Origin of the sequence: Kitasatospora sp. NPDC091276 (assembly GCF_040684355.1) — a bacterium.
Classification (GTDB): Bacteria; Actinomycetota; Actinomycetes; order Streptomycetales; family Streptomycetaceae; genus Kitasatospora.
Genome location: NZ_JBFBFU010000003.1, coordinates 284816 through 302372 on the forward strand (window position 1 = coordinate 284816; position 17557 = coordinate 302372).

Annotated in this window: 17 protein-coding genes and 3 tRNA genes; 17 read left to right on the forward strand and 3 right to left on the reverse strand. The window is 72.0% G+C overall.

The window, feature by feature from the left end:
- Positions 1-13 precede the first annotated feature (13 nt).
- The 3 genes from kdpC to AB0O19_RS05305 all read left to right on the forward strand — a co-directional run bounded on the left by kdpC (position 14) and on the right by AB0O19_RS05305 (position 4112).
- Complete coding sequence (kdpC, locus tag AB0O19_RS05295; protein WP_363580040.1) at positions 14-649, forward strand: potassium-transporting ATPase subunit KdpC; 636 nt, start codon at positions 14-16, stop codon at positions 647-649.
- Positions 650-824: 175 nt separating this feature from the next.
- A complete protein-coding gene (locus tag AB0O19_RS05300; protein ID WP_363617937.1) occupies positions 825-3377 on the forward strand; it encodes a sensor histidine kinase KdpD in 2553 nt (850 codons plus the stop codon).
- Positions 3378-3437: 60 nt separating this feature from the next.
- The gene (locus AB0O19_RS05305; protein ID WP_363617939.1) at positions 3438-4112 is read left to right on the forward strand and encodes a response regulator; all 675 of its coding nucleotides are present in this window, start codon (positions 3438-3440) and stop codon (positions 4110-4112) included.
- A 247-nt stretch (positions 4113-4359) separates the two neighbouring features.
- Here the strand turns inward: AB0O19_RS05305 and AB0O19_RS05310 are convergent, their stop codons facing one another.
- A complete protein-coding gene (locus tag AB0O19_RS05310) occupies positions 4360-5631 on the reverse strand; it encodes a hydrolase (RefSeq protein ID WP_363617941.1) in 1272 nt (423 codons plus the stop codon).
- A 286-nt stretch (positions 5632-5917) separates the two neighbouring features.
- Here AB0O19_RS05310 and AB0O19_RS05315 point away from each other — a divergent pair.
- The 8 genes from AB0O19_RS05315 (at position 5918) to AB0O19_RS05350 (ending at position 10789) form a co-directional block, all read left to right on the forward strand.
- Positions 5918-5990 (forward strand) — tRNA-Thr (locus AB0O19_RS05315).
- A gap of 43 nt (positions 5991-6033) precedes the next feature.
- Positions 6034-6106, forward strand: a tRNA-Met gene (locus tag AB0O19_RS05320).
- 83 nt (positions 6107-6189) lie between these two features.
- On the forward strand, positions 6190-6354 hold the full coding sequence (gene rpmG / locus AB0O19_RS05325; protein ID WP_006604855.1) for a 50S ribosomal protein L33: 165 nt from the start codon (positions 6190-6192) through the stop codon (positions 6352-6354).
- 156 nt (positions 6355-6510) lie between these two features.
- The gene (locus tag AB0O19_RS05330; RefSeq protein ID WP_363369376.1) at positions 6511-6969 is read left to right on the forward strand and encodes a MaoC family dehydratase N-terminal domain-containing protein; all 459 of its coding nucleotides are present in this window, start codon (positions 6511-6513) and stop codon (positions 6967-6969) included.
- Positions 6970-6974: 5 nt separating this feature from the next.
- Entirely contained in the window at positions 6975-7397 is a 423-nt protein-coding gene (locus AB0O19_RS05335; protein WP_063351327.1) for a MaoC family dehydratase, read from the forward strand.
- Between the two features lie 109 nt (positions 7398-7506).
- Positions 7507-8097, forward strand: a complete 591-nt coding sequence (locus AB0O19_RS05340; protein ID WP_363617943.1) for a TetR/AcrR family transcriptional regulator — start codon at positions 7507-7509, stop codon at positions 8095-8097.
- An 87-nt stretch (positions 8098-8184) separates the two neighbouring features.
- Complete coding sequence (locus tag AB0O19_RS05345) at positions 8185-9684, forward strand: MFS transporter (RefSeq protein ID WP_363617945.1); 1500 nt, start codon at positions 8185-8187, stop codon at positions 9682-9684.
- A gap of 61 nt (positions 9685-9745) precedes the next feature.
- Entirely contained in the window at positions 9746-10789 is a 1044-nt protein-coding gene (locus AB0O19_RS05350; RefSeq protein ID WP_363617947.1) for a UDP-N-acetylmuramate dehydrogenase, read from the forward strand.
- Positions 10790-10809: 20 nt separating this feature from the next.
- Here AB0O19_RS05350 and AB0O19_RS05355 read toward each other — a convergent pair whose 3' ends face one another.
- Both AB0O19_RS05355 and AB0O19_RS05360 read right to left on the reverse strand, forming a co-directional pair.
- Positions 10810-11844 carry an adenosine deaminase gene (locus AB0O19_RS05355; RefSeq protein ID WP_350877043.1) on the reverse strand — a complete coding sequence of 345 codons (1035 nt, stop codon included), beginning with the start codon at positions 11842-11844 and terminating at the stop codon, positions 10810-10812.
- A 118-nt stretch (positions 11845-11962) separates the two neighbouring features.
- Complete coding sequence (locus AB0O19_RS05360) at positions 11963-13210, reverse strand: pyridoxal phosphate-dependent aminotransferase (RefSeq protein ID WP_363580053.1); 1248 nt, start codon at positions 13208-13210, stop codon at positions 11963-11965.
- Between the two features lie 284 nt (positions 13211-13494).
- On the opposite strand from AB0O19_RS05360, the gene AB0O19_RS05365 reads away from it, so the two are divergent.
- The 6 genes from AB0O19_RS05365 to AB0O19_RS05390 all read left to right on the forward strand — a co-directional run bounded on the left by AB0O19_RS05365 (position 13495) and on the right by AB0O19_RS05390 (position 17530).
- Positions 13495-13567: transfer RNA gene (locus AB0O19_RS05365), tRNA-Trp, on the forward strand.
- 147 nt (positions 13568-13714) lie between these two features.
- Positions 13715-14074 carry a preprotein translocase subunit SecE gene (gene secE, locus AB0O19_RS05370; protein ID WP_350877047.1) on the forward strand — a complete coding sequence of 120 codons (360 nt, stop codon included), beginning with the start codon at positions 13715-13717 and terminating at the stop codon, positions 14072-14074.
- A gap of 211 nt (positions 14075-14285) precedes the next feature.
- On the forward strand, positions 14286-15173 hold the full coding sequence (gene nusG / locus AB0O19_RS05375) for a transcription termination/antitermination protein NusG (protein WP_363617949.1): 888 nt from the start codon (positions 14286-14288) through the stop codon (positions 15171-15173).
- A gap of 165 nt (positions 15174-15338) precedes the next feature.
- The gene (gene rplK, locus AB0O19_RS05380) at positions 15339-15773 is read left to right on the forward strand and encodes a 50S ribosomal protein L11 (protein WP_063348931.1); all 435 of its coding nucleotides are present in this window, start codon (positions 15339-15341) and stop codon (positions 15771-15773) included.
- A 77-nt stretch (positions 15774-15850) separates the two neighbouring features.
- Positions 15851-16573, forward strand: coding sequence for a 50S ribosomal protein L1 (rplA, locus tag AB0O19_RS05385; RefSeq protein ID WP_363580057.1), 723 nt, complete (start codon positions 15851-15853; stop codon positions 16571-16573).
- A gap of 171 nt (positions 16574-16744) precedes the next feature.
- A complete protein-coding gene (locus tag AB0O19_RS05390) occupies positions 16745-17530 on the forward strand; it encodes a hypothetical protein (RefSeq protein ID WP_363617951.1) in 786 nt (261 codons plus the stop codon).
- Positions 17531-17557 lie beyond the last annotated feature (27 nt).

Genomic DNA, 17557 nt, shown 5'->3' on the forward strand with positions numbered 1-17557 from the left:
AGAGGAGAATCCGATGTCCAAGCCCCTGCCGACGACCGTCCGCACCCACTTCACCGCACTGCGGGCGCTGCTGGTGCTCACCGCGATCCTCGGGATCGCCTACCCGCTGCTGGTCACCGGGATCAGCCAGGTCGCCTTCACCGAGAAGGCCAACGGCTCGCTCGTGAAGTCCGACGGCAAGGAGGTCGGTTCCAGCCTGATCGGCCAGAACTTCAACCTCCCGAAGAAGAACCCCGACGACCCGAAGGAGGAGGCGCAGCCGGACCCGAAGTGGTTCCAGCCCCGCCCCTCCGCGGCCGGGACCGGCTACGACTCGTCCTCGTCCGGTGCCTCCAACCTCGGCCCGAACAGCGACGACCTGCTGAAGGCCGTCAACGACCGCCGCGCCGCCGCCGCCGAGTTCGACGGCGTCGCCCCGGAGAGCGTCCCGGCCGACGCGCTGACCGCCTCCGGCTCCGGCCTCGACCCGTACATCTCGGTCGCCTACGCCGAGGAGCAGGTGAACCGGGTCGCCAAGACCCGCAACCTGTCGGCGGACGCGGTGCACAAGCTGGTCGAGAAGTACACCGAAGGCCGCTCGCTCGGCTTCCTCGGGCAGGAGGGCGTCAACGTCCTCCTGCTGAACCGGGCACTCGCGGAACAGAAGTGACCGGCGGAACAGGAATGACCGCCGGAGCAGAAGTGACAGGTCAACGGCTGGATCCGTGAAACAGGCCGACCCGGGCCGGGGCACCACCCCCGCGCCCGGGTCGGCCGCCGTACGTCCCGACCCCGGCCCGAGGACGCCCTGGCGGCAGCCTCGCAGGAACGAAAGAGCAGTGCCCATGGCCCGCGACCTCACCCCCGGCACCGGCATCCGCAAGGGCCGGCTGAGGGTGTACCTCGGTTCCGCCCCGGGGGTCGGCAAGACCTACCGGATGCTGGACGAGGCCCGGCGCAGACAGGAGCGCGGGGCCGACGTCGCGGTCGGGTACATCGAGTGCCACGGCCGCCGCCACACCGAGGGCATGCTGGACGGCCTGGAGGTCCTGCCGCGTGTCCAACGCTCCTACCGCGACGCCGAGTTCGACGAGATGGACCTCGACGCGGTGCTCACCCGCCGTCCGTCCGTCGTGCTGGTCGACGAACTGGCGCACACCAACATCCCCGGCGGCCGCCACGCCAAGCGCTGGCAGGACGTCGAGGAACTGCTGGCCGCCGGGATCGACGTCATCACCACCGTCAACATCCAGCACCTGGAATCGTTGAACGACGTCGTCCAGAAGATCACCGGCATCCCGCAGCGCGAGACCGTCCCGGACGAGGTGGTCCGCCGGGCCGACCAGATCGAGCTCGTCGACATGGCCCCGCAGGCGCTGCGCCGCCGGATGGCCCACGGCAACGTCTACAGGGCGGAGAAGGTGGACGCCGCGCTCTCCAACTACTTCCGGGTCGGCAACCTCACCGCCCTGCGCGAACTCGCCCTGCTCTGGGTGGCCGGGCGGGTCGACGAGGGCCTGCGCGACTACCGGGCCAGCCACAACATCGACCGCGTCTGGGAGACCCGCGAACGCGTCGTGGTCGCCCTCACCGGTGGCCCCGAGGGCGAGACCCTGATCCGCCGCGCCGCCCGGATCGCCGACCGCACCGCCGGCGGCGACCTGCTGGCCGTCCACGTCACCCGCAGCGACGGCCTGGCCGGCGCCTCCTCCGGCGCGCTCGCCCAGCAGCGCCAGCTGGTCGAGACCCTCGGCGGCAGCTACCACGTGGTGGTCGGCGACGACATCCCCACCGCGCTGCTCACCTTCGCCCGCGCCCACGACGCCACCCAACTGGTGCTCGGCACCAGCCGCCGTGGCCGGATCAACCGCTTCCTCACCGGCCCGGGCATCGGCGAGACCACCGTGGACGACTCCGAGGACATCGACGTCCACATGGTCACCCACGAGTTCACCGGCCGCGGCCGGCTGCCCTCGCTCGGCCGCCGCCACTCCAAGCGCCGCACCATCGCCGGCTACGCGGCCGGCCTCGTGGTGCCCTGGCTGCTGACCGCCGTCCTGTCCCAGGCGCACGGGAGCATCAACCTCACCACCGACGCGCTGATCTTCCAGCTCGGCGTGGTCATCGTCGCCCTGCTCGGCGGCGCCACCTCCGCCCTGCTGGCCTCGGTCACCGCCTCGCTGCTGCTCAACTACTACTTCATCCCGCCGATACACGCCCTGACCATCGGCGAGACCAACAACATCGTCGCCCTGGTCGTCTTCGCCTCCGTCGCGCTCGCCGTCGCCACCATCGTCGACCACGCCAGCCGGCTCACCAGTCGCGCCGCCCGTGCCACCGCCGAGGCCGAGACCCTCTCCACCCTGGCCGGCAGCGTGCTGCGCGGCGCCGACGCCCTGTCCGCCCTGATGGAGAAGTCCCGGACGGCCTTCGGCATGCAGGCCGTCGCCCTGCTCTCCCGGATCGACGACCAGGTGCTCGCCCACTCCGAGGCCGAGCACCAGGACGACCCCGACGGGCAGAGCGAGACCACCGAGGTGCCGGTCGGCGCGGACGCCGTCCTGGTCCTCACCGGCCGCCGGCTGCCGGCCGCCGACCAGCGCGTCCTCACCGCCTTCGCCGCGCACGTCGCCGTCGCGCTGGAACGCGACCGGCTCGCCGTGGTCGCCGCCGAGGTCGAGCCGATCAAGGCCGCCGACCGGATGCGCACCGCCCTGCTCGCCGCCGTCAGCCACGACCTGCGCACCCCGCTCGCCGCCGCGCTCGCCTCGGTCGGCTCGCTGCGCAGCCCCGACGTCGAGTTCTCGCCCGAGGACCAGGCCGAACTGCTCGCCACCGCCGACGAGTCGCTGGTCAAGCTCACCCGCCTGGTCGACAACCTGCTCGACATGAGCCGCCTCCAGGCCGGCGCGCTCACCCTGCACCTCGCCGAGACCCACCTCGACGAGATCCTGCCCCGGGCGCTCGACAGCCTCCCCGACCCGTACGCCCCGATCCAGCCGCTCGACCTGGACACCGCGCCGCCGGTGCTCGCCGACCCGCCGCTGCTGGAGCGGGTGCTCGCCAACGTGATCACCAACGCGCTGCGCTACAACGCGCCCGGCGCGCCCGTCCTGGTCACCGCCAGCCACCACGCCGACCAGGTCGAGATCCGGGTGATCGACCGCGGCCCCGGCATCGCCCCCGAGGAGCGCGACCGGGTCTTCCTGCCCTTCCAGCGCCTCGGCGACACCGACAACACCACCGGTGTCGGCCTCGGCCTCGCGCTCTCCCGCGGTCTGGCCGAGGCCATGGGCGGAAGCCTGGAGGTCGAGGACACCCCCGGGGGCGGCACCACCATGCTGCTCACCCTGCCCGCCGCCACTCGGGAGGAGCCCGTTCATGAGTGGACGAACTGAACGAACCGCGGAAAGGTGCGTGTCCCGCGAAGTGACCGCCGGGCGGAGCGAGGTGGCCGCATGAGCGAGATCCTGATCGTCGACGACGAACCGGCCCTGCTGCGCACGCTGCGGATCAACCTCAGTGCCCGGCAGTACGCCGTGCGGACGGCCGCCAGCGGCGGCGAGGCGCTGGACCGCGCCGCGCACTCCGCCCCGGACGCCGTGCTGCTCGACCTCGGCCTGCCGGACCTGGACGGCATGGACGTGCTGCGCGGCCTGCGCACCCACAGCGCGATGCCGATCATCGTGCTCTCCGGCCGGTCCGGTGCCGCCGACAAGGTGGGCGCCCTCGACGCGGGCGCCGACGACTACCTCACCAAGCCGTTCCTGATGGAGGAACTGCTGGCCCGGCTGCGCGCCGTGCTGCGCCGGCCGCTGGGCGGTGCCCCGCTGGGGCGGCCGGTGATAGGCGACCACACCGTCGACCTGACGGCCACCACGGTGACCGGCCCGCGGGGCCCGGTGCGGCTCACCCCGACCGAGTGGCGGATCCTCGCCCTGCTGGTGGCCAACCCGGGCCGGCTGGTGCCCGGGCGGCAGATCCTGCGCGAGGTGTGGGGGCCGGCCCAGGAGGCGCGCGGCAACTACCTGCGGGTCTACCTGGCCGGGCTGCGCCGCAAGTTGGAGCGCGACCCGGGCCGCCCGCGGCACCTGATCACCGAACCGGGGATCGGGTACCGGTACGAGCCCTGAACGCCGCCCCGGCAGCCGCCGCGTCAACGACCCGTCAAGAGCGGGCCGGAGACCGACAGGGGAGCGTCAAGGCAGGCCCGGAGCGGTGTTCCGTGGGCGTAGCGTCAGTGCTGACCGAGCGGGCCCGGCTCCAATGTGGGGGAGGCCCGGGACCGCTCCAGCCGCCGTCGAACGGCGGCCAGCAGGTGGGGGAGGGGCGCGCGACATCCGTCGCGCGCCCCTTGAACTTTCTGGGGGGGGAGGCTGTTCAGCCCCCGCCGGTGCTCCCGGACTGCCGGGGCAGCGCCAGCGCCACGGTGTCCGCGAACTCCCGCACCGCGCTCGTCCGGCTGACCACCCGGCCGCTGTGCACCACCAGCCGGCTGTGGCCGCCCGCGAGCGCCCCGGCCAGGCTGTCCCCGCGCACCGCCAGCAGCTCCGCCGGGAACCCGGCGTCCACCCGGACCGGTGGCAGCCCGAGCACCGCCCGGGCCTGGTTCGCCACCGCGTCGTACGCCGCCTCCAGGCCCAGCTCCCCGCCCGCCGCCAGCAGGTACGCCGACTCCAGCGGATCCGCCCGGCCGACCGGGTTGGACTGGTCCCGCAGCGCGCCGCTGCCGGCCGCCAACGGCACCCGGGCCTCCGTCAACTCCCGCAGCAGCCCCGGCCGCAGCCCCGGCGACCGGCCCTCCAGCCCGGTGCAGCCGCCGTTCTGCGGCAGGCAGACCACCCGCACCCCGCCGGTCGCCAGCACCGTGGACGCGCCCCGGGCCAGCGCCCCGCACGGCCCGAGCGCCACCCGCGGCCGCAGCGGGGCCAACGCGCCGACCAGCCGGGCGAGTTGGGCCGGATCGCCGGCCGTGGTGTGCAGGTCCACCGAGCAGTCCGCCTCCCGGGCGGCCTCCAGCAGCACCTGGACGTACCCGGCCGGATCCGGGTCCAGCTCCGGGCAGCCGCCGGCCGCGGTGGCGCCCAGCTTGAGCGCCTCGCGCAGTTGCGCCCGGCCGTCGGCGCCGGCCCGGCCGGTGAGCAGCCGGGGCATCGCCACCGCCTGGAGTTCGGCCAGGCCGCGCAGCGCCTGCCGGGCGGTGAGCACCGCCTCCAGCCGGCGCAGCCCGTGCACGTCGCCGATCCGGACGTGGGTGCGCTGGGCGGTGGCGCCGTAGCCGAGCGAGGCGAGCGCGGCCTCGGTGACCCGCCGGGTGAGGTCGGAGGGGCTCTCCGGCGGCGGGGCGGACAGGGCGGCGGAGAAGGCGGTGTCGTAGTGGGCGTGCGCCTCCGCGGGGGCCGGCAGCAGCAGGTAGCCCTTGAGGTCGATCCTGGCGCCGGTGGTGATGGTGGGCGCGCCGGGCAGGGCGGGCAGCGGGCCGAGGCTGCCGACGGTGCCGACGGCCTGGATCCGGTCGCCGCTGATCCGGACGTCCACCACCCGCCCGTCGGCCAGCCTGGCGCCGGTGAGCAGGAGGACCGGTCCGTGCCCGAGCGGGTTGGCTGTCGGGCCGGAGCCGGAGTGCGGTCCGTCGGCGGCTGCGCTGTCCATCGCAGGCTCCTTCCCGCGCTGGCCCGTCCGGTCGGCCGGACCGTCCTGATCCCGGGTCGTCCTGACGCCCCGGGCCGTCCCCGTCAATGAGGGTCGAGCCTATGGCGCGTGGGGGCGGGGCGCTCGGAGGCGGGCAATAGTCGTATCGGGTCGGGCCGTGCGGCTGGTGGGCCGATCGAACGCGGGGCCTTGGATCGTCCGTCCGTTCACCTCGCCGACCTGCGGTCTTCGCGGCGGGATACGGATTTCACCTCTGGGCGCGGAACGTGTAATCTCTTCCTCGTTCGCCCCTATAGCTCAGTCGGTAGAGCGTCTCCATGGTAAGGAGAAGGTCTGCGGTTCGATTCCGCATGGGGGCTCTGGTGAAAAGCAGTCGGCTTCGGTTGTGCTGCGGATCACTGTGGCGGTGTAGCTCAGTTGGTAGAGCAAGCGGCTCATAATCGCTGTGTCACCGGTTCAAGTCCGGTCACCGCTACCCCGCGTAGTCGGTCGGGAGATCGCACTCCCGGTCGGCTACTCTTGTTGTGTTCTTATTCGTTGTCCCAGGAAGGCACTCCCGTGGCTGCCACCGACGTCCGCCCGAAGATCACGCTGGCCTGCGTGGAGTGCAAGGAGCGGAACTACATCACCAAGAAGAACCGGCGTAACGACCCGGACCGTCTTGAGATGAAGAAGCACTGCCCCCGCTGCAACTCGCACACCGCGCACCGCGAGACCCGCTGACCCTCTCGCAGGGCATCGGGCCTGTGTGACACAGGTCTTGAGCTCCGGGCCGCATCCCTCAGGGGGTGCGGCCCGGAGTTTTTCGCGTATGCACCCATGCGCGCCCCGCCGGCGGCAACGGCCGCCGGATCCACCGTGCTTCCGAGGAGTTGCCCCATGGCACTCGACCCCTCCTTCATCGGGCGGACCTACCCGCCCACCGAGCCGTACGAGGTCGGCCGGGAGAAGATCCGCGAGTTCGCGATCGCGATCGGGGACACCAATCCGGCGTTCACCGATCCGGCGGTGGCGAAGGCGCTGGGCCACCCCGATGTGATCGCCCCGACGACCTTCCCGTTCGTGATCACCTACCAGGCGGCCTCCCAGGTGGTCGAGGACCCGGAGCTGGGCCTGGACTACAGCCGGGTGGTGCACGGGGACCAGAAGTTCTCCTACTCCCGCCCGGTGCTGGCCGGTGACCGGCTGACGGTCGCGGTCACCATCGACAACATCAAGTCGCTGGCGGGCAACGACGTGCTCACCGTGCGTGGCGAGGTGTCGGACGCGATCGGCGAGCACGTGGTGACGTCGGTCATGACGCTGGTGGCCCGGGCCGCCGACGAGACGGGGAAGTGAACACGATGGCGATCAGCTACGACGAGGTCGAGGTCGGCACCCAGCTGCCGGCGCAGTCCTTCCCGGTGACCCGCGACACCCTGGTGCGGTACGCGGGCGCCTCCGGCGACTTCAACCCGATCCACTGGAACGAGAAGTTCGCCGTGGAGGTCGGCCTGCCGGACGTCATCGCGCACGGAATGTTCACCATGGCCGCGGCCATTCGGGTGGTCACCGACTGGGTCGGCGACCCGGCCGCGGTGGTCGAGTACGGCGTCCGCTTCACCCGCCCCGTCCCGGTGCCGAACGACGGCGTCGGCGCGGTGGTCGAGGTGTCGGCCAAGGTCGCCAAGCTGCTGGACGACCGCAAGGTGCAGGTCGACCTGCTGGCCACCACCGGCGGGCAGAAGGTGCTCGGGATGTCCAGGGCGGTCGTCCGGCTCGCCTGAAGGCCCCTCGGCCCCAGGTGTGTCCGGCCGCGGCGGGGCCCGTCCGACGGGATTCCCGCCGTGCCCGTCGGCCTTGCGAAGATAGTGATTGGCCACTAACTTGACTCCCATGGCGAGGACGAGCATGCGGATGAGCGCCGAGGAGCGGCGCGAGAGCGTCGTTCGTGCCGCGGTGATCGAATTCGCCAGGAGCGGCTACCGGGGGACATCCACCGAGGCGATCGCCCGCCGGGTGGGGGTCTCGCAGCCGTACCTGTTCCGGCTGTTCCCCGGCAAGCAGGCGATCTTCACGGCCGCCGCCGAGCGCTGCATCGAGGAGACCTGGAAGGTCTTCGACGAGGCCTCGGTCGGGCTGACCGGGCCGGCGGCCGCCGAAGCGATGTCCGAGGCGTACCTGGGCCTGGTCGCGGACAGCGAGCAGCTCATGATGCAGATGCAGCTCTACGTCTCGGTGTTCGCGGCCCGGACGACCGGCGAGGACGAGATCGGGGAGACCGCCCGGAGGCTCTGGGAGGAGCTGTTCGAGCGGGTCAGGGGCCGGATCGGCGGTGACGTGCAGGGCGCCGCGGAGTTCTTCGCGTACGGGATGCTGATCAACACGCTGGTGGCACTGGGGTACCCCCGGGACCACCGGATCTGGAGCGGCCTGGGCTTCGGAGAGCACGAAGAGCGCGGAGAGCACGGCGAGGGCGGGGAGTAGCGGGCCGCACGGTGGAGTCCGTGCGGCCTCTTTTCGGGCCTCGAAAGTTAGTGATCAATAACTATCTAAGACCCCTGGGGGGAAGTCATGGCGGAGAGAACGGAAGAACAGGGCCTGGGACGGCTCGGTGTCTGGACCCTGGTGATCACCAGCGTCGCGGGCTTCATGGCCAGCCTGGACAACCTGGTCGTCACCACCGCGCTGCCGTCCATCCGCGAGGACCTCGGCGGCGGGCTGTCCGACCTGGAGTGGACGGTCAGCGCCTACACCCTGTCCTTCGCCGTCCTGCTGATGTTCGGCGCCGCGCTCGGCGACCGGTTCGGCCGCCGCCGGATCTTCCTGGTCGGGCTCACGCTCTTCACCGTCGGCTCCGCCGCCGCCGCCCTCTCGCCGGGCATCGGCGCGCTGATCGCCGCCCGCGCCGTCCAGGGCGCCGGCGCCGCGGTCTCCATGCCGCTCACCCTCACCCTGCTCACCGCCGCGGTGCCGGCGGCCAGGCGGGGTCTGGCCTTCGGCATCTGGGCGGGCGTCAACGGCCTGGCCGTCGCCACCGGACCGCTGGTCGGCGGGACGCTCACCGAGCACTTCTCCTGGCAGTGGATCTTCTGGGTGAACGTCCCGGTCGGCCTCGTCCTGATCCCGCTCGCCGCCCTCAAGCTCCGCGAGAGCCGGGGCGCCAACCCGGCGCTGGACGTGGTCGGCACGATCCTGGTCAGCCTGGGCCTGTTCGGCGTCGTCCTCGGCCTGATCCGCGGCAACCCGAACGGCTGGACCAGCCCGCTGGTGCTCGGCTCCCTGATCGGCGGCGTCGCGCTGCTCACCGCCTTCGTGCTGTACGAGCAGCGCTGGGCCGAGCACCCGATGCTCCCGATGCGGCTGTTCCGCAGCCGGGCCTTCTCCGCCGTCAACGCCTCCGGCCTGCTGATGTTCCTCGGGATGTTCGGCTCGATCTTCCTGATCAGCCAGCACCTGCAGAGCGTGGGCGGCTACAGCCCGCAGGAGGCCGGCATCCGGATGCTCCCGTGGACGGGCATGCCGCTGATCGTCGCCCCGATCGCGGGCATCCTGGCCGACCGCCTCGGCGGCCGCCCCATCGTGGTCACCGGGCTGCTGCTGCAGGGAGCCGGCCTGGCGATGTACGCGGCGATCACCGGCGGCAGCACCGGCTACGACTACGCCGCCGAGATCCCCGCCGTGGTGATCTGCGGCATCGGCATGTCGCTGTACTTCGCCCCGACCGCCGCCCTGGTGATGGACAGCGTCCGGCCGGAGGAGCAGGGCATCGCCTCCGGCGCCAACAACGCGCTGCGCGAGGTCGGCGGCGCGCTCGGCGTGGCCGTCCTCTCGGCGGTGTTCTCGGCGCAGGGCGGGTACACGTCGGAGCAGTCCTTCATCGACGGGCTGGTGCCCGCGCTGTACGTCGGCGCCGGGGTGGTGGCGGTCGCGGCGGTCTGCGCGTTCTTCCTCCCGCGCCGGGTGAAGCCCGTGGTCGTCGCCGACGAGCCGGCGGCCGTGGAGCCGGAGCAGGCCGGTGCCGAGCGGGCCGAGGACGCGGCGCCCGTCCACGCCGAGGCCTCGAAGGCCTGACCGGCCGATCCGGGTGCGGGGGCGGCCGGGCGGCCGCCCCCGCACCCGTACGCTGGTGGGCGTGCTGGTAGAAAACGACGCCCCCCTCGCCCCGCTGACCACGCTCCGGCTCGGCGGCCCGGCCCGCCGCCTGGTGACCGCCCACACCGACGACGAGGTGATCGCCGCCGTCCGCGCGGCCGACGAGGCCGGCGAGCCGCTGCTGGTCCTCGGCGGCGGCTCCAACCTGGTGATCGGCGACGCCGGCTTCCCCGGCACCGTGCTGCGGATCGCGACCACCGGCTTCGCCCTGGACGGCACCGTGCTGGAGCTGGCGGCCGGCGAGGTCTGGTCGGAGGCGGTCGCCCGCGCGGTGCGCGAGCACGGCCTGGCGGGCGTCGAGTTCCTGGCCGGCATCCCCGGCTCGGCCGGTGCCACCCCGGTGCAGAACGTCGGCGCGTACGGCCAGGAGGTCGCCCAGTCGATCACCGAGGTGGTCGCCTACGACCGCACGGCCGGCGAGGTGGTCACGCTCCCCAACGCCGAGTGCGCGTTCTCCTACCGGCACAGCCGCTTCAAGGCCGAGCCGGACCGCTACGTGGTGCTGCGGGTGCGGTTCGCCCTGGCCGACCACGAGGGGCTCTCCACTCCGGTCAAGTACGCCGAGGTGGCCAGGCACTTCGGCGTCGAGCAGGGCGAGCGGGTGCCGCTGGAGCGGGCGCACGACGCGGTGCTGGGGCTGCGCTCCGGCAAGGGCATGGTGCTGGACCCGGCGGACCACGACACCTGGTCGGCCGGCTCCTTCTTCACCAACCCGGTGCTCACCGCCGCCCAGTACGAGTCCTTCCGGACCCGCCCGGGCACCGAGAACGCCCCCGCCTACCCGGCGCCGGAGGGCTGCACCAAGACCTCGGCCGCCTGGCTGATCGACCGGGCCGGTTTCGGCAAGGGCTACGGCAGCGGCCCGGCGACGCTCTCCACCAAGCACACCCTGGCGCTCACCAACCGCGGCGCGGCCACCGCCGAGGACCTGCTGGCGCTGGCCCGGGAGATCCGGGACGGCGTCCGCGAGGCCTTCGGGGTCGAGCTGGTGAACGAGCCGGTGATGATCGGCGTCAAGCTCTAGGCCCGGTCCCAGGGCACGCCTCAGGTGCCGCTGACCAGCCAGGTGTCGATGTCCGCCAGCAGTTCCTTGCGGACGGCCTCCGGCGCGCGCGAGCCACGGACGGACTGCCGCGCCAGCTCGGCGAGTTCGGCGTCGCCGAAGCCGAGGACGTCGCGGGCCAGGTCGTACTGGGCGGCCAGCCGGCTGCCGAACAGCAGCGGGTCGTCCGCGCCCAGGGCCAGCGGCACGCCGGCGTCGAACAGCCGCCGCAGCGGGACGTCCTCGGGTCGCTCGTAGACGCCGAGCGAGACGTTCGAGGACGGGCAGACCTCGCAGGTGATCTGGCGGTCCGCCAGCCGTTCCATCAGCCGGGGGTCCTCGGCGGCGCGGACGCCGTGGCCGATCCGGCCGGCGCCCAGGTCGTCCAGGCAGTCCCGGACGGATTCGGGCCCGGCCAGTTCGCCGCCGTGCGGGGCGGCCAGCAGCCCGCCCTTGCGGGCGATCTCGAAGGCCCGGTCGAAGTCCCGGGCGAGGCCGCGCCGCTCGTCGTTGGAGAGGCCGAAGCCGACCACGCCCTGGTCGGCGTACCGGACGGCGAGCCGGGCCAGCGTCCGGGCGTCCATCGGGGACTTCATCCGGTTCGCCGCGACCAGCACCCGGATGCCCACCCCGGTGGCCGTGGCGGCGTGCTCCACGGCGTCCAGGATCAGTTCCAGCGCGGGGATCAGCCCGCCCAGCCGGGGAGCGTACGAGGTCGGGTCGACCTGGATCTCCAGCCAGCGGGAGCCGTCCCGCCGCTCGTCCTGGGCGGTCTCCAGGACCAGCCGGCGGATGTCCTCCTCGTCCCGCAGCACCGAGCGGGCGGTGTCGTACAGGCGCTGGAAGCGGAACCAGCCGCGTTCGTCGGTGGCCCGCAGTCGCGGCGGCTCGCCGGAGCTGAGCGCCTCCGGCAGTCGGACGCCGTGCTTGTCGGCCAGCTCCAGCAGGGTGGCGGGCCGCATCGAGCCGGTGAAGTGCAGGTGCAGGTGGGCCTTCGGGAGGTCCCTGACGTCTCGCGGATTCAACAGGCGTTCCATTCGCCGATACTGCCGCATCGGACCCCCAAACGGGAACCGCCCTCCTTCCGTCCCCCGAAGGGGTGAAAGAGGGCGGTACCCGACGTGAAGCGCGGGTGTCAGCGGGCGCCGACGGGTGTCAGTCGCGGGCCTCGCCGAGCAGCTTCTGCAGCCGGCCGATGCCCTCGGCCAGGTCGGCGTCGCCGAGCGCGTAGGAGAACCGCAGGTAGCCGGGGGTGCCGAAGGCCTCGCCCGGGACGGCCGCGACCTCGGCCTCGTCCAGGATCAGCGAGGCCAGCTCGCCGGAGCTCTCCGGGCGCCGGCCGCGGATCTCCTTGCCCAGCAGGCCCTTGACGGACGGGTACACGTAGAACGCGCCCTCCGGCTCGGGGCAGTACACGCCCTCGATCTCGTTGAGCATCCGCACGATGGTCTTGCGGCGGCGGTCGAAGGCGGTGCGCATCTCGTGCACCGCGGCCAGGTCGCCGCTGACGGCGGCGATCGCGGCGCGCTGGGCGACGTTGGAGACGTTCGAGGTGGCGTGCGACTGCAGGTTGGTCGCGGCCTTGATGACGTCCTTGGGGCCGATCACCCAGCCCACCCGCCAGCCGGTCATCGCGTAGGTCTTGGCGACGCCGTTGACCACGACGCACTTGTCGGCCAGCTCGGGCAGCAGGGCCGGCAGCGAGGTGAAGGAGGCGTCGCCGTACACCAGGTGCTCGTAGATCTCGTCGGTGAGCACCCAGAGGCCGTGCTCCAGCGCCCAGCGGCCGATCGCCTCGGCCTCGGCCTCGGTGTACACCGCGCCGGTCGGGTTGGACGGCGAGACGAAGAGCACCACCTTGGTGTTCTCGGTGCGGGCGGCCTCCAGCTGCTCGACCGAGACCTTGTAACCGGTGGTCTCGTCGGTCACGACCTCCACCGGGACGCCGCCGGCGAGCTGGACCGACTCCGGGTAGGTGGTCCAGTACGGGGCCGGGACGATGACCTCGTCGCCCGGGTCCAGGATCGCGGCGAACGCCTCGTAGATCGCCTGCTTGCCGCCGTTGGTGACCAGCACCTGGGAGGCGTCCACCTCGTAGCCGGAGTCGCGCAGCGTCTTGGCGGCGATCGCGGACTTCAGCTCGGGCAGGCCACCCGCCGGGGTGTAGCGGTGGTTCTTCGGGTCGCGGCAGGCCTCGACGGCCGCCTCGACGATGTAGTCCGGGGTGGGGAAGTCGGGCTCGCCGGCTCCGAAGCCGATCACCGGACGGCCGGCCGCCTTGAGGGCCTTGGCCTTGGCGTCCACGGCGAGGGTCGCGGACTCGGCGATCGCGCCGACCCGGGCGGAGACCCGGCGGTCGGCGGGGCGGATGGAACGGTCGGGCTGCGGGGTGGAAGCGCTCATGCCTGCATCGTCGCAGAACCGGGACGGACCGGGCATCGCGGTTTCACCATCCGTACCGGACCGTCCACATGGCGGCGCCCGTCGATCCGCCGGTGATCATGCGGGCATGCCGGACATATGCCGGACAACCGGTGCTCCCGGAAGAAGAGGTTCGACCAAACACCCCTCGACCACGTATGCTCACTGCTCGACGGCCCGCCGAAAAAGAACCGGAGCTTCACCAGCTGTGCAGACAGCCGGGGGAGATGCGGTAGGTTGGTCGCTACGGAGTCGCGAGACCCCGTAGGGCAATAGCTCAATTGGTAGAGCACCGGTCTCCAAAACCGGCGGTTGGGGGTTCAAGTCCCTCTTGCCCTGCTGCTTGATCCGTTTTCAGCCCGTTCGCTCCACAGAGCGAGCGGGCTTGATGCGGAGAGGGCGCCGAATCAGCACCGCTTGTAGCCGGCCGTTCGTGCCCCATCGGGCGCGAGCCGCTCGGCCGGACCCGGATTCAGGTGAGGACGAGTGACGGAGACCACGGGCTCCACCGCAACGCCTGAGAGCGGCAACCCCGAGGGGGCCGACGGCGCTGCCGACACCACGCCCGCCGAGGGCGAGGAGAAGTCGCTCTCGCGCCGCGAGCGCAAGCGCGCCGCCCGCGCCGGCGACAAGAAGTCCGGCAAGCGCGGCAAGATGGGCCCGTTCGCCCGAATCGGCCTGTTCTACCGCCAGATCATCGCCGAACTGCGCAAGGTCGTCTGGCCCACCCGCAGCGAGCTCACCCAGTACACGACCGTCGTCGTCGTGTTCGTGGTGGTCGTGATGGGCTTCGTGGCCGGCCTCGACTACGGCCTCTCCAAGCTGAGCCTCCTGGTCTTCGGCTGACCTGGCCGTCCCACTCCGTAGCAGTCTCCCGACCCGGGCCGAATCATCGGCCCGGGTCGTGCTGTCTGCGCCGGACGTACGCGGCCGCTACCGTGGACTCGGTACTGTTGAAGTCTCCGAGTCCTCTCCTGGCGCCCGCGCGAGCGGCAGCCCGCCGGAGCCGGCCCCGGAGCGCGCCACCTTCACCATCTCCAGGAAAGAAGCAGCCACCGTGTCTGAGTCCCCCCTGTACGACGCCGACGAGACCGTCCGCGAGGCGGATGTCGCCGCCGAGCTGGACGCGGCCGAGCTGGCTGACGAAGCCGAGTCCGCCGAGCAGATCGTTGACGCCGTGGACGGCGACGAGGACGAGGTCGACGCGCACGACGAGGCCGAGGCCGGCGAGCCCGCCGAGGAGGCGGCGCTGCACGTGGAGGACGACGTGGAGCCCGCCGCCGAGGAGACCGAGGCCGACGCCGACGCCGAGGAGGCCGAGGCTGAGGAGGCCGTAGAGGTCGACCCGGTCGCCAAGTTCCGCGAGGACCTGCGCTTCATGCCGGGCGAGTGGTACGTGATCCACACCTACGCCGGCTACGAGAACCGGGTGAAGCAGAACCTGGAGCAGCGCGCCGTCTCGCTGAACGTCGAGGAGTACATCTTCCAGGCCGAGGTGCCGCAGGAGGAGGTCGTCCAGATCAAGAACGGCGACCGCAAGACCATCCGCCAGAACAAGCTCCCCGGCTACGTCCTGGTGCGCATGGACCTCACCCCCGAGTCCTGGGGCGTCGTGCGCAACACCCCCGGTGTCACCGGCTTCGTCGGCAACGCCTACGACCCGTACCCGCTGACCCTGGACGAGGTCGTCAAGATGCTCGCCCCGGACGTCGAGCGCCAGGCGGCCAAGGAGGCCGGCAAGCCCTCGCCGATCAAGCCGAGCGAGATCCAGGTGCTGGACTTCGAGGTCGGCGACTCGGTCACCGTCACCGACGGTCCGTTCGCGACGCTGCAGGCGACCATCAACGAGATCAACCCCGACTCGAAGAAGGTCAAGGGCCTGGTCGAGATCTTCGGCCGGGAGACCCCGGTCGAGCTCTCCTTCGACCAGATCCAGAAGAACTAGTCCCACGGTCTTCGGATCCGGGGCGGGGCCGAGGGCCCTGCCCCGGATCCGTTTTGGTCCAGCGGCGCTAAGGCGTTAGCCTGGTTCGATGTGTGTGTTGGCGGCCGGGTGTCGCCCCGGTTCCGCACACACCAGCACTCACCTCTCGGAAGGACCCGGAGAGACATGCCTCCCAAGAAGAAGAAGGTCACGGGGCTTATCAAGCTCCAGATCAACGCCGGTGCGGCCAACCCGGCGCCGCCGGTCGGCCCCGCGCTGGGCCAGCACGGCGTCAACATCATGGAGTTCTGCAAGGCCTACAACGCTGCGACCGAGTCGCAGCGCGGCATGATCGTGCCGGTGGAGATCACGGTCTACGACGACCGTTCCTTCACCTTCATCACGAAGACGCCGCCGGCCGCGCGCCTCATCCTGAAGGCCGCCGGTGTGGACAAGGGCTCCAGCGAGCCGCACAAGACCAAGGTCGCCAAGCTCACCAGCGCCCAGGTCCGCGACATCGCGACCACCAAGATGCCCGACCTGAACGCCAACGACCTGGACGCGGCGGAGAAGATCATCGCCGGCACCGCCCGGTCGATGGGCATCACCGTCGAGGGCTGACCAGCTCTTTTCGTCCCTGTGGTAGGGCCTGCGCAGGCCCGTGATACCACGACTCCCATCACCATTCAGGAGCAGCAGTGAAGCGCAGCAAGGCTCTGAAGGCCGCGGACGCTCAGGTCGACCGCGACCGCCTCTACGCCCCCCTCGAGGCCATCCGCCTCGCCAAGGCCACCAGCACCACCAAGTTCGACGGCACCGTCGAGGTCGCCATGCGTCTGGGCGTCGACCCGCGCAAGGCCGACCAGATGGTCCGCAGCACCGTGATCCTCCCGCACGGCACCGGTAAGACCGCTCGGGTCCTGGTCTTCGCGACCGGTGACCGTGCCGAGGCCGCGCGTGCTGCGGGCGCCGACATCGTCGGCTCCGACGAGCTGATCGACGAGGTCGCCAAGGGCCGTCTGGACTTCGACGCCGTCGTCGCCACCCCGGACCTCATGGGCAAGGTCGGCCGCCTCGGCCGCGTGCTCGGTCCCCGTGGTCTGATGCCGAACCCGAAGACCGGCACCGTGACCCCGGACGTCGCCAAGGCTGTCAACGACATCAAGGGCGGCAAGATCGAGTTCCGCGTCGACAAGCACTCGAACCTGCACTTCATCATCGGTAAGGCCTCCTTCACCGACGAGCAGCTGGTCGAGAACTACGCCGCCGCGCTGGACGAGGTGCTCCGCGCCAAGCCGTCCGCCGCCAAGGGCCGCTACATCAAGAAGACCGCCATCAGCACCACGATCGGCCCCGGCATCCCCGTGGACCCGAACCGCACCCGCAACCTCTTCGTCGAAGAGGACCCGGCCGCGGTCTGAGCCGATCGGCTCTGAAGCAGTCCGTACAGCGGGCCCGTACCCCCTTCACCGGGGGTGCGGGCCCGCAGTCGTTTCCGGATCGGGACAGGGGTGGATGGGAACGGTTGCCCGAAGCGTCGTACGCTCTGCCGGTCAGATCATGTGCAGAACGTGTGACCGTCGGAGCGTGCCGTGCCGCCCACCCTTCGCCCCGCCGTCGCGGTGGCCACCCTGCTGCTGATCGGTGCCACCACCGGGTGCAGCCTGCTGGCCGCCCCGGGAACCCGCACCCCCGACGGCGACCCCGCGCCCGTACCGCCCCGCCAGGTGGTGCTCGCCGCCGCCCAGGCGCTGGACGACGCCGGCGGCGCCCGGATCGACGTGGTCGAGGAGGGCCCGGCCGGCCGCCGCACCGCGAGCGGCACCCTGACCTGGGGCACCCGGGACGAGGGCGCCCTGACCGTCACCGACGAGCAGGGCACCGGGCAGCTGACCCTGAGGGACGGTGCACTCGACCTCAGCTACCAGGGCGCCCCGCCCAAGCACGCGGACCGGGACGGCGCCGAGTCGCTCGATCCGCGGGCGACCACCGGCCCGGGCGGCTACGCGGGTGGCTGGATGACCGCCCTGGTCACCAACCCGGGCAGCCGCGCGTACGAGATCGCGCAGACCGGGAAGCTCGGCTCGCTCGGCGGCGAACAGCTGGCCGGGATGACCGTGGCGCACTACCAGGGCACCACGCCGGTGGCCGAATACTTCGGAGCGGACCAGGAGTTGACCCCCGCGCGACTCGCCGCGGTGGTCGACTGGTACCGCCGGCGGGGCGTGACGGCGATCGGTTACGACGTCTGGGTCGGGCCCGGCGAGAGGCTGCTGAGACTGCGTGAGACGGCCCGGGGGAGCGACGGCACCACGGTGACCACGACGGATGTCTCGACCCCCGGAGAAGGCGACGCGCCCCCTGCCGAAGCCGGGTGACGGGAGGGGGCTGTCCGGCGCGTGGGA

Excerpts from the sequence above, each read along its gene's own strand:
- AB0O19_RS05330 (WP_363369376.1), top strand. The coding sequence starts at position 6,511 with ATGGCACTCGACCCCTCCTTCATCGGGCGGACCTACCCGCCCACCGAG.
- AB0O19_RS05360 (WP_363580053.1), bottom strand. The coding sequence starts at position 13,210 with ATGAGCGCTTCCACCCCGCAGCCCGACCGTTCCATCCGCCCCGCCGAC.
- AB0O19_RS05310 (WP_363617941.1), bottom strand. The coding sequence starts at position 5,631 with ATGGACAGCGCAGCCGCCGACGGACCGCACTCCGGCTCCGGCCCGACA.
- AB0O19_RS05305 (WP_363617939.1), top strand. The coding sequence starts at position 3,438 with ATGAGCGAGATCCTGATCGTCGACGACGAACCGGCCCTGCTGCGCACG.
- AB0O19_RS05300 (WP_363617937.1), top strand. The coding sequence starts at position 825 with ATGGCCCGCGACCTCACCCCCGGCACCGGCATCCGCAAGGGCCGGCTG.
- AB0O19_RS05335 (WP_063351327.1), top strand. The coding sequence starts at position 6,975 with ATGGCGATCAGCTACGACGAGGTCGAGGTCGGCACCCAGCTGCCGGCG.
- kdpC (WP_363580040.1), top strand. The coding sequence starts at position 14 with ATGTCCAAGCCCCTGCCGACGACCGTCCGCACCCACTTCACCGCACTG.
- AB0O19_RS05345 (WP_363617945.1), top strand. The coding sequence starts at position 8,185 with ATGGCGGAGAGAACGGAAGAACAGGGCCTGGGACGGCTCGGTGTCTGG.
- rplK (WP_063348931.1), top strand. The coding sequence starts at position 15,339 with ATGCCTCCCAAGAAGAAGAAGGTCACGGGGCTTATCAAGCTCCAGATC.
- AB0O19_RS05355 (WP_350877043.1), bottom strand. The coding sequence starts at position 11,844 with ATGGAACGCCTGTTGAATCCGCGAGACGTCAGGGACCTCCCGAAGGCC.
- AB0O19_RS05340 (WP_363617943.1), top strand. The coding sequence starts at position 7,507 with ATGGCGAGGACGAGCATGCGGATGAGCGCCGAGGAGCGGCGCGAGAGC.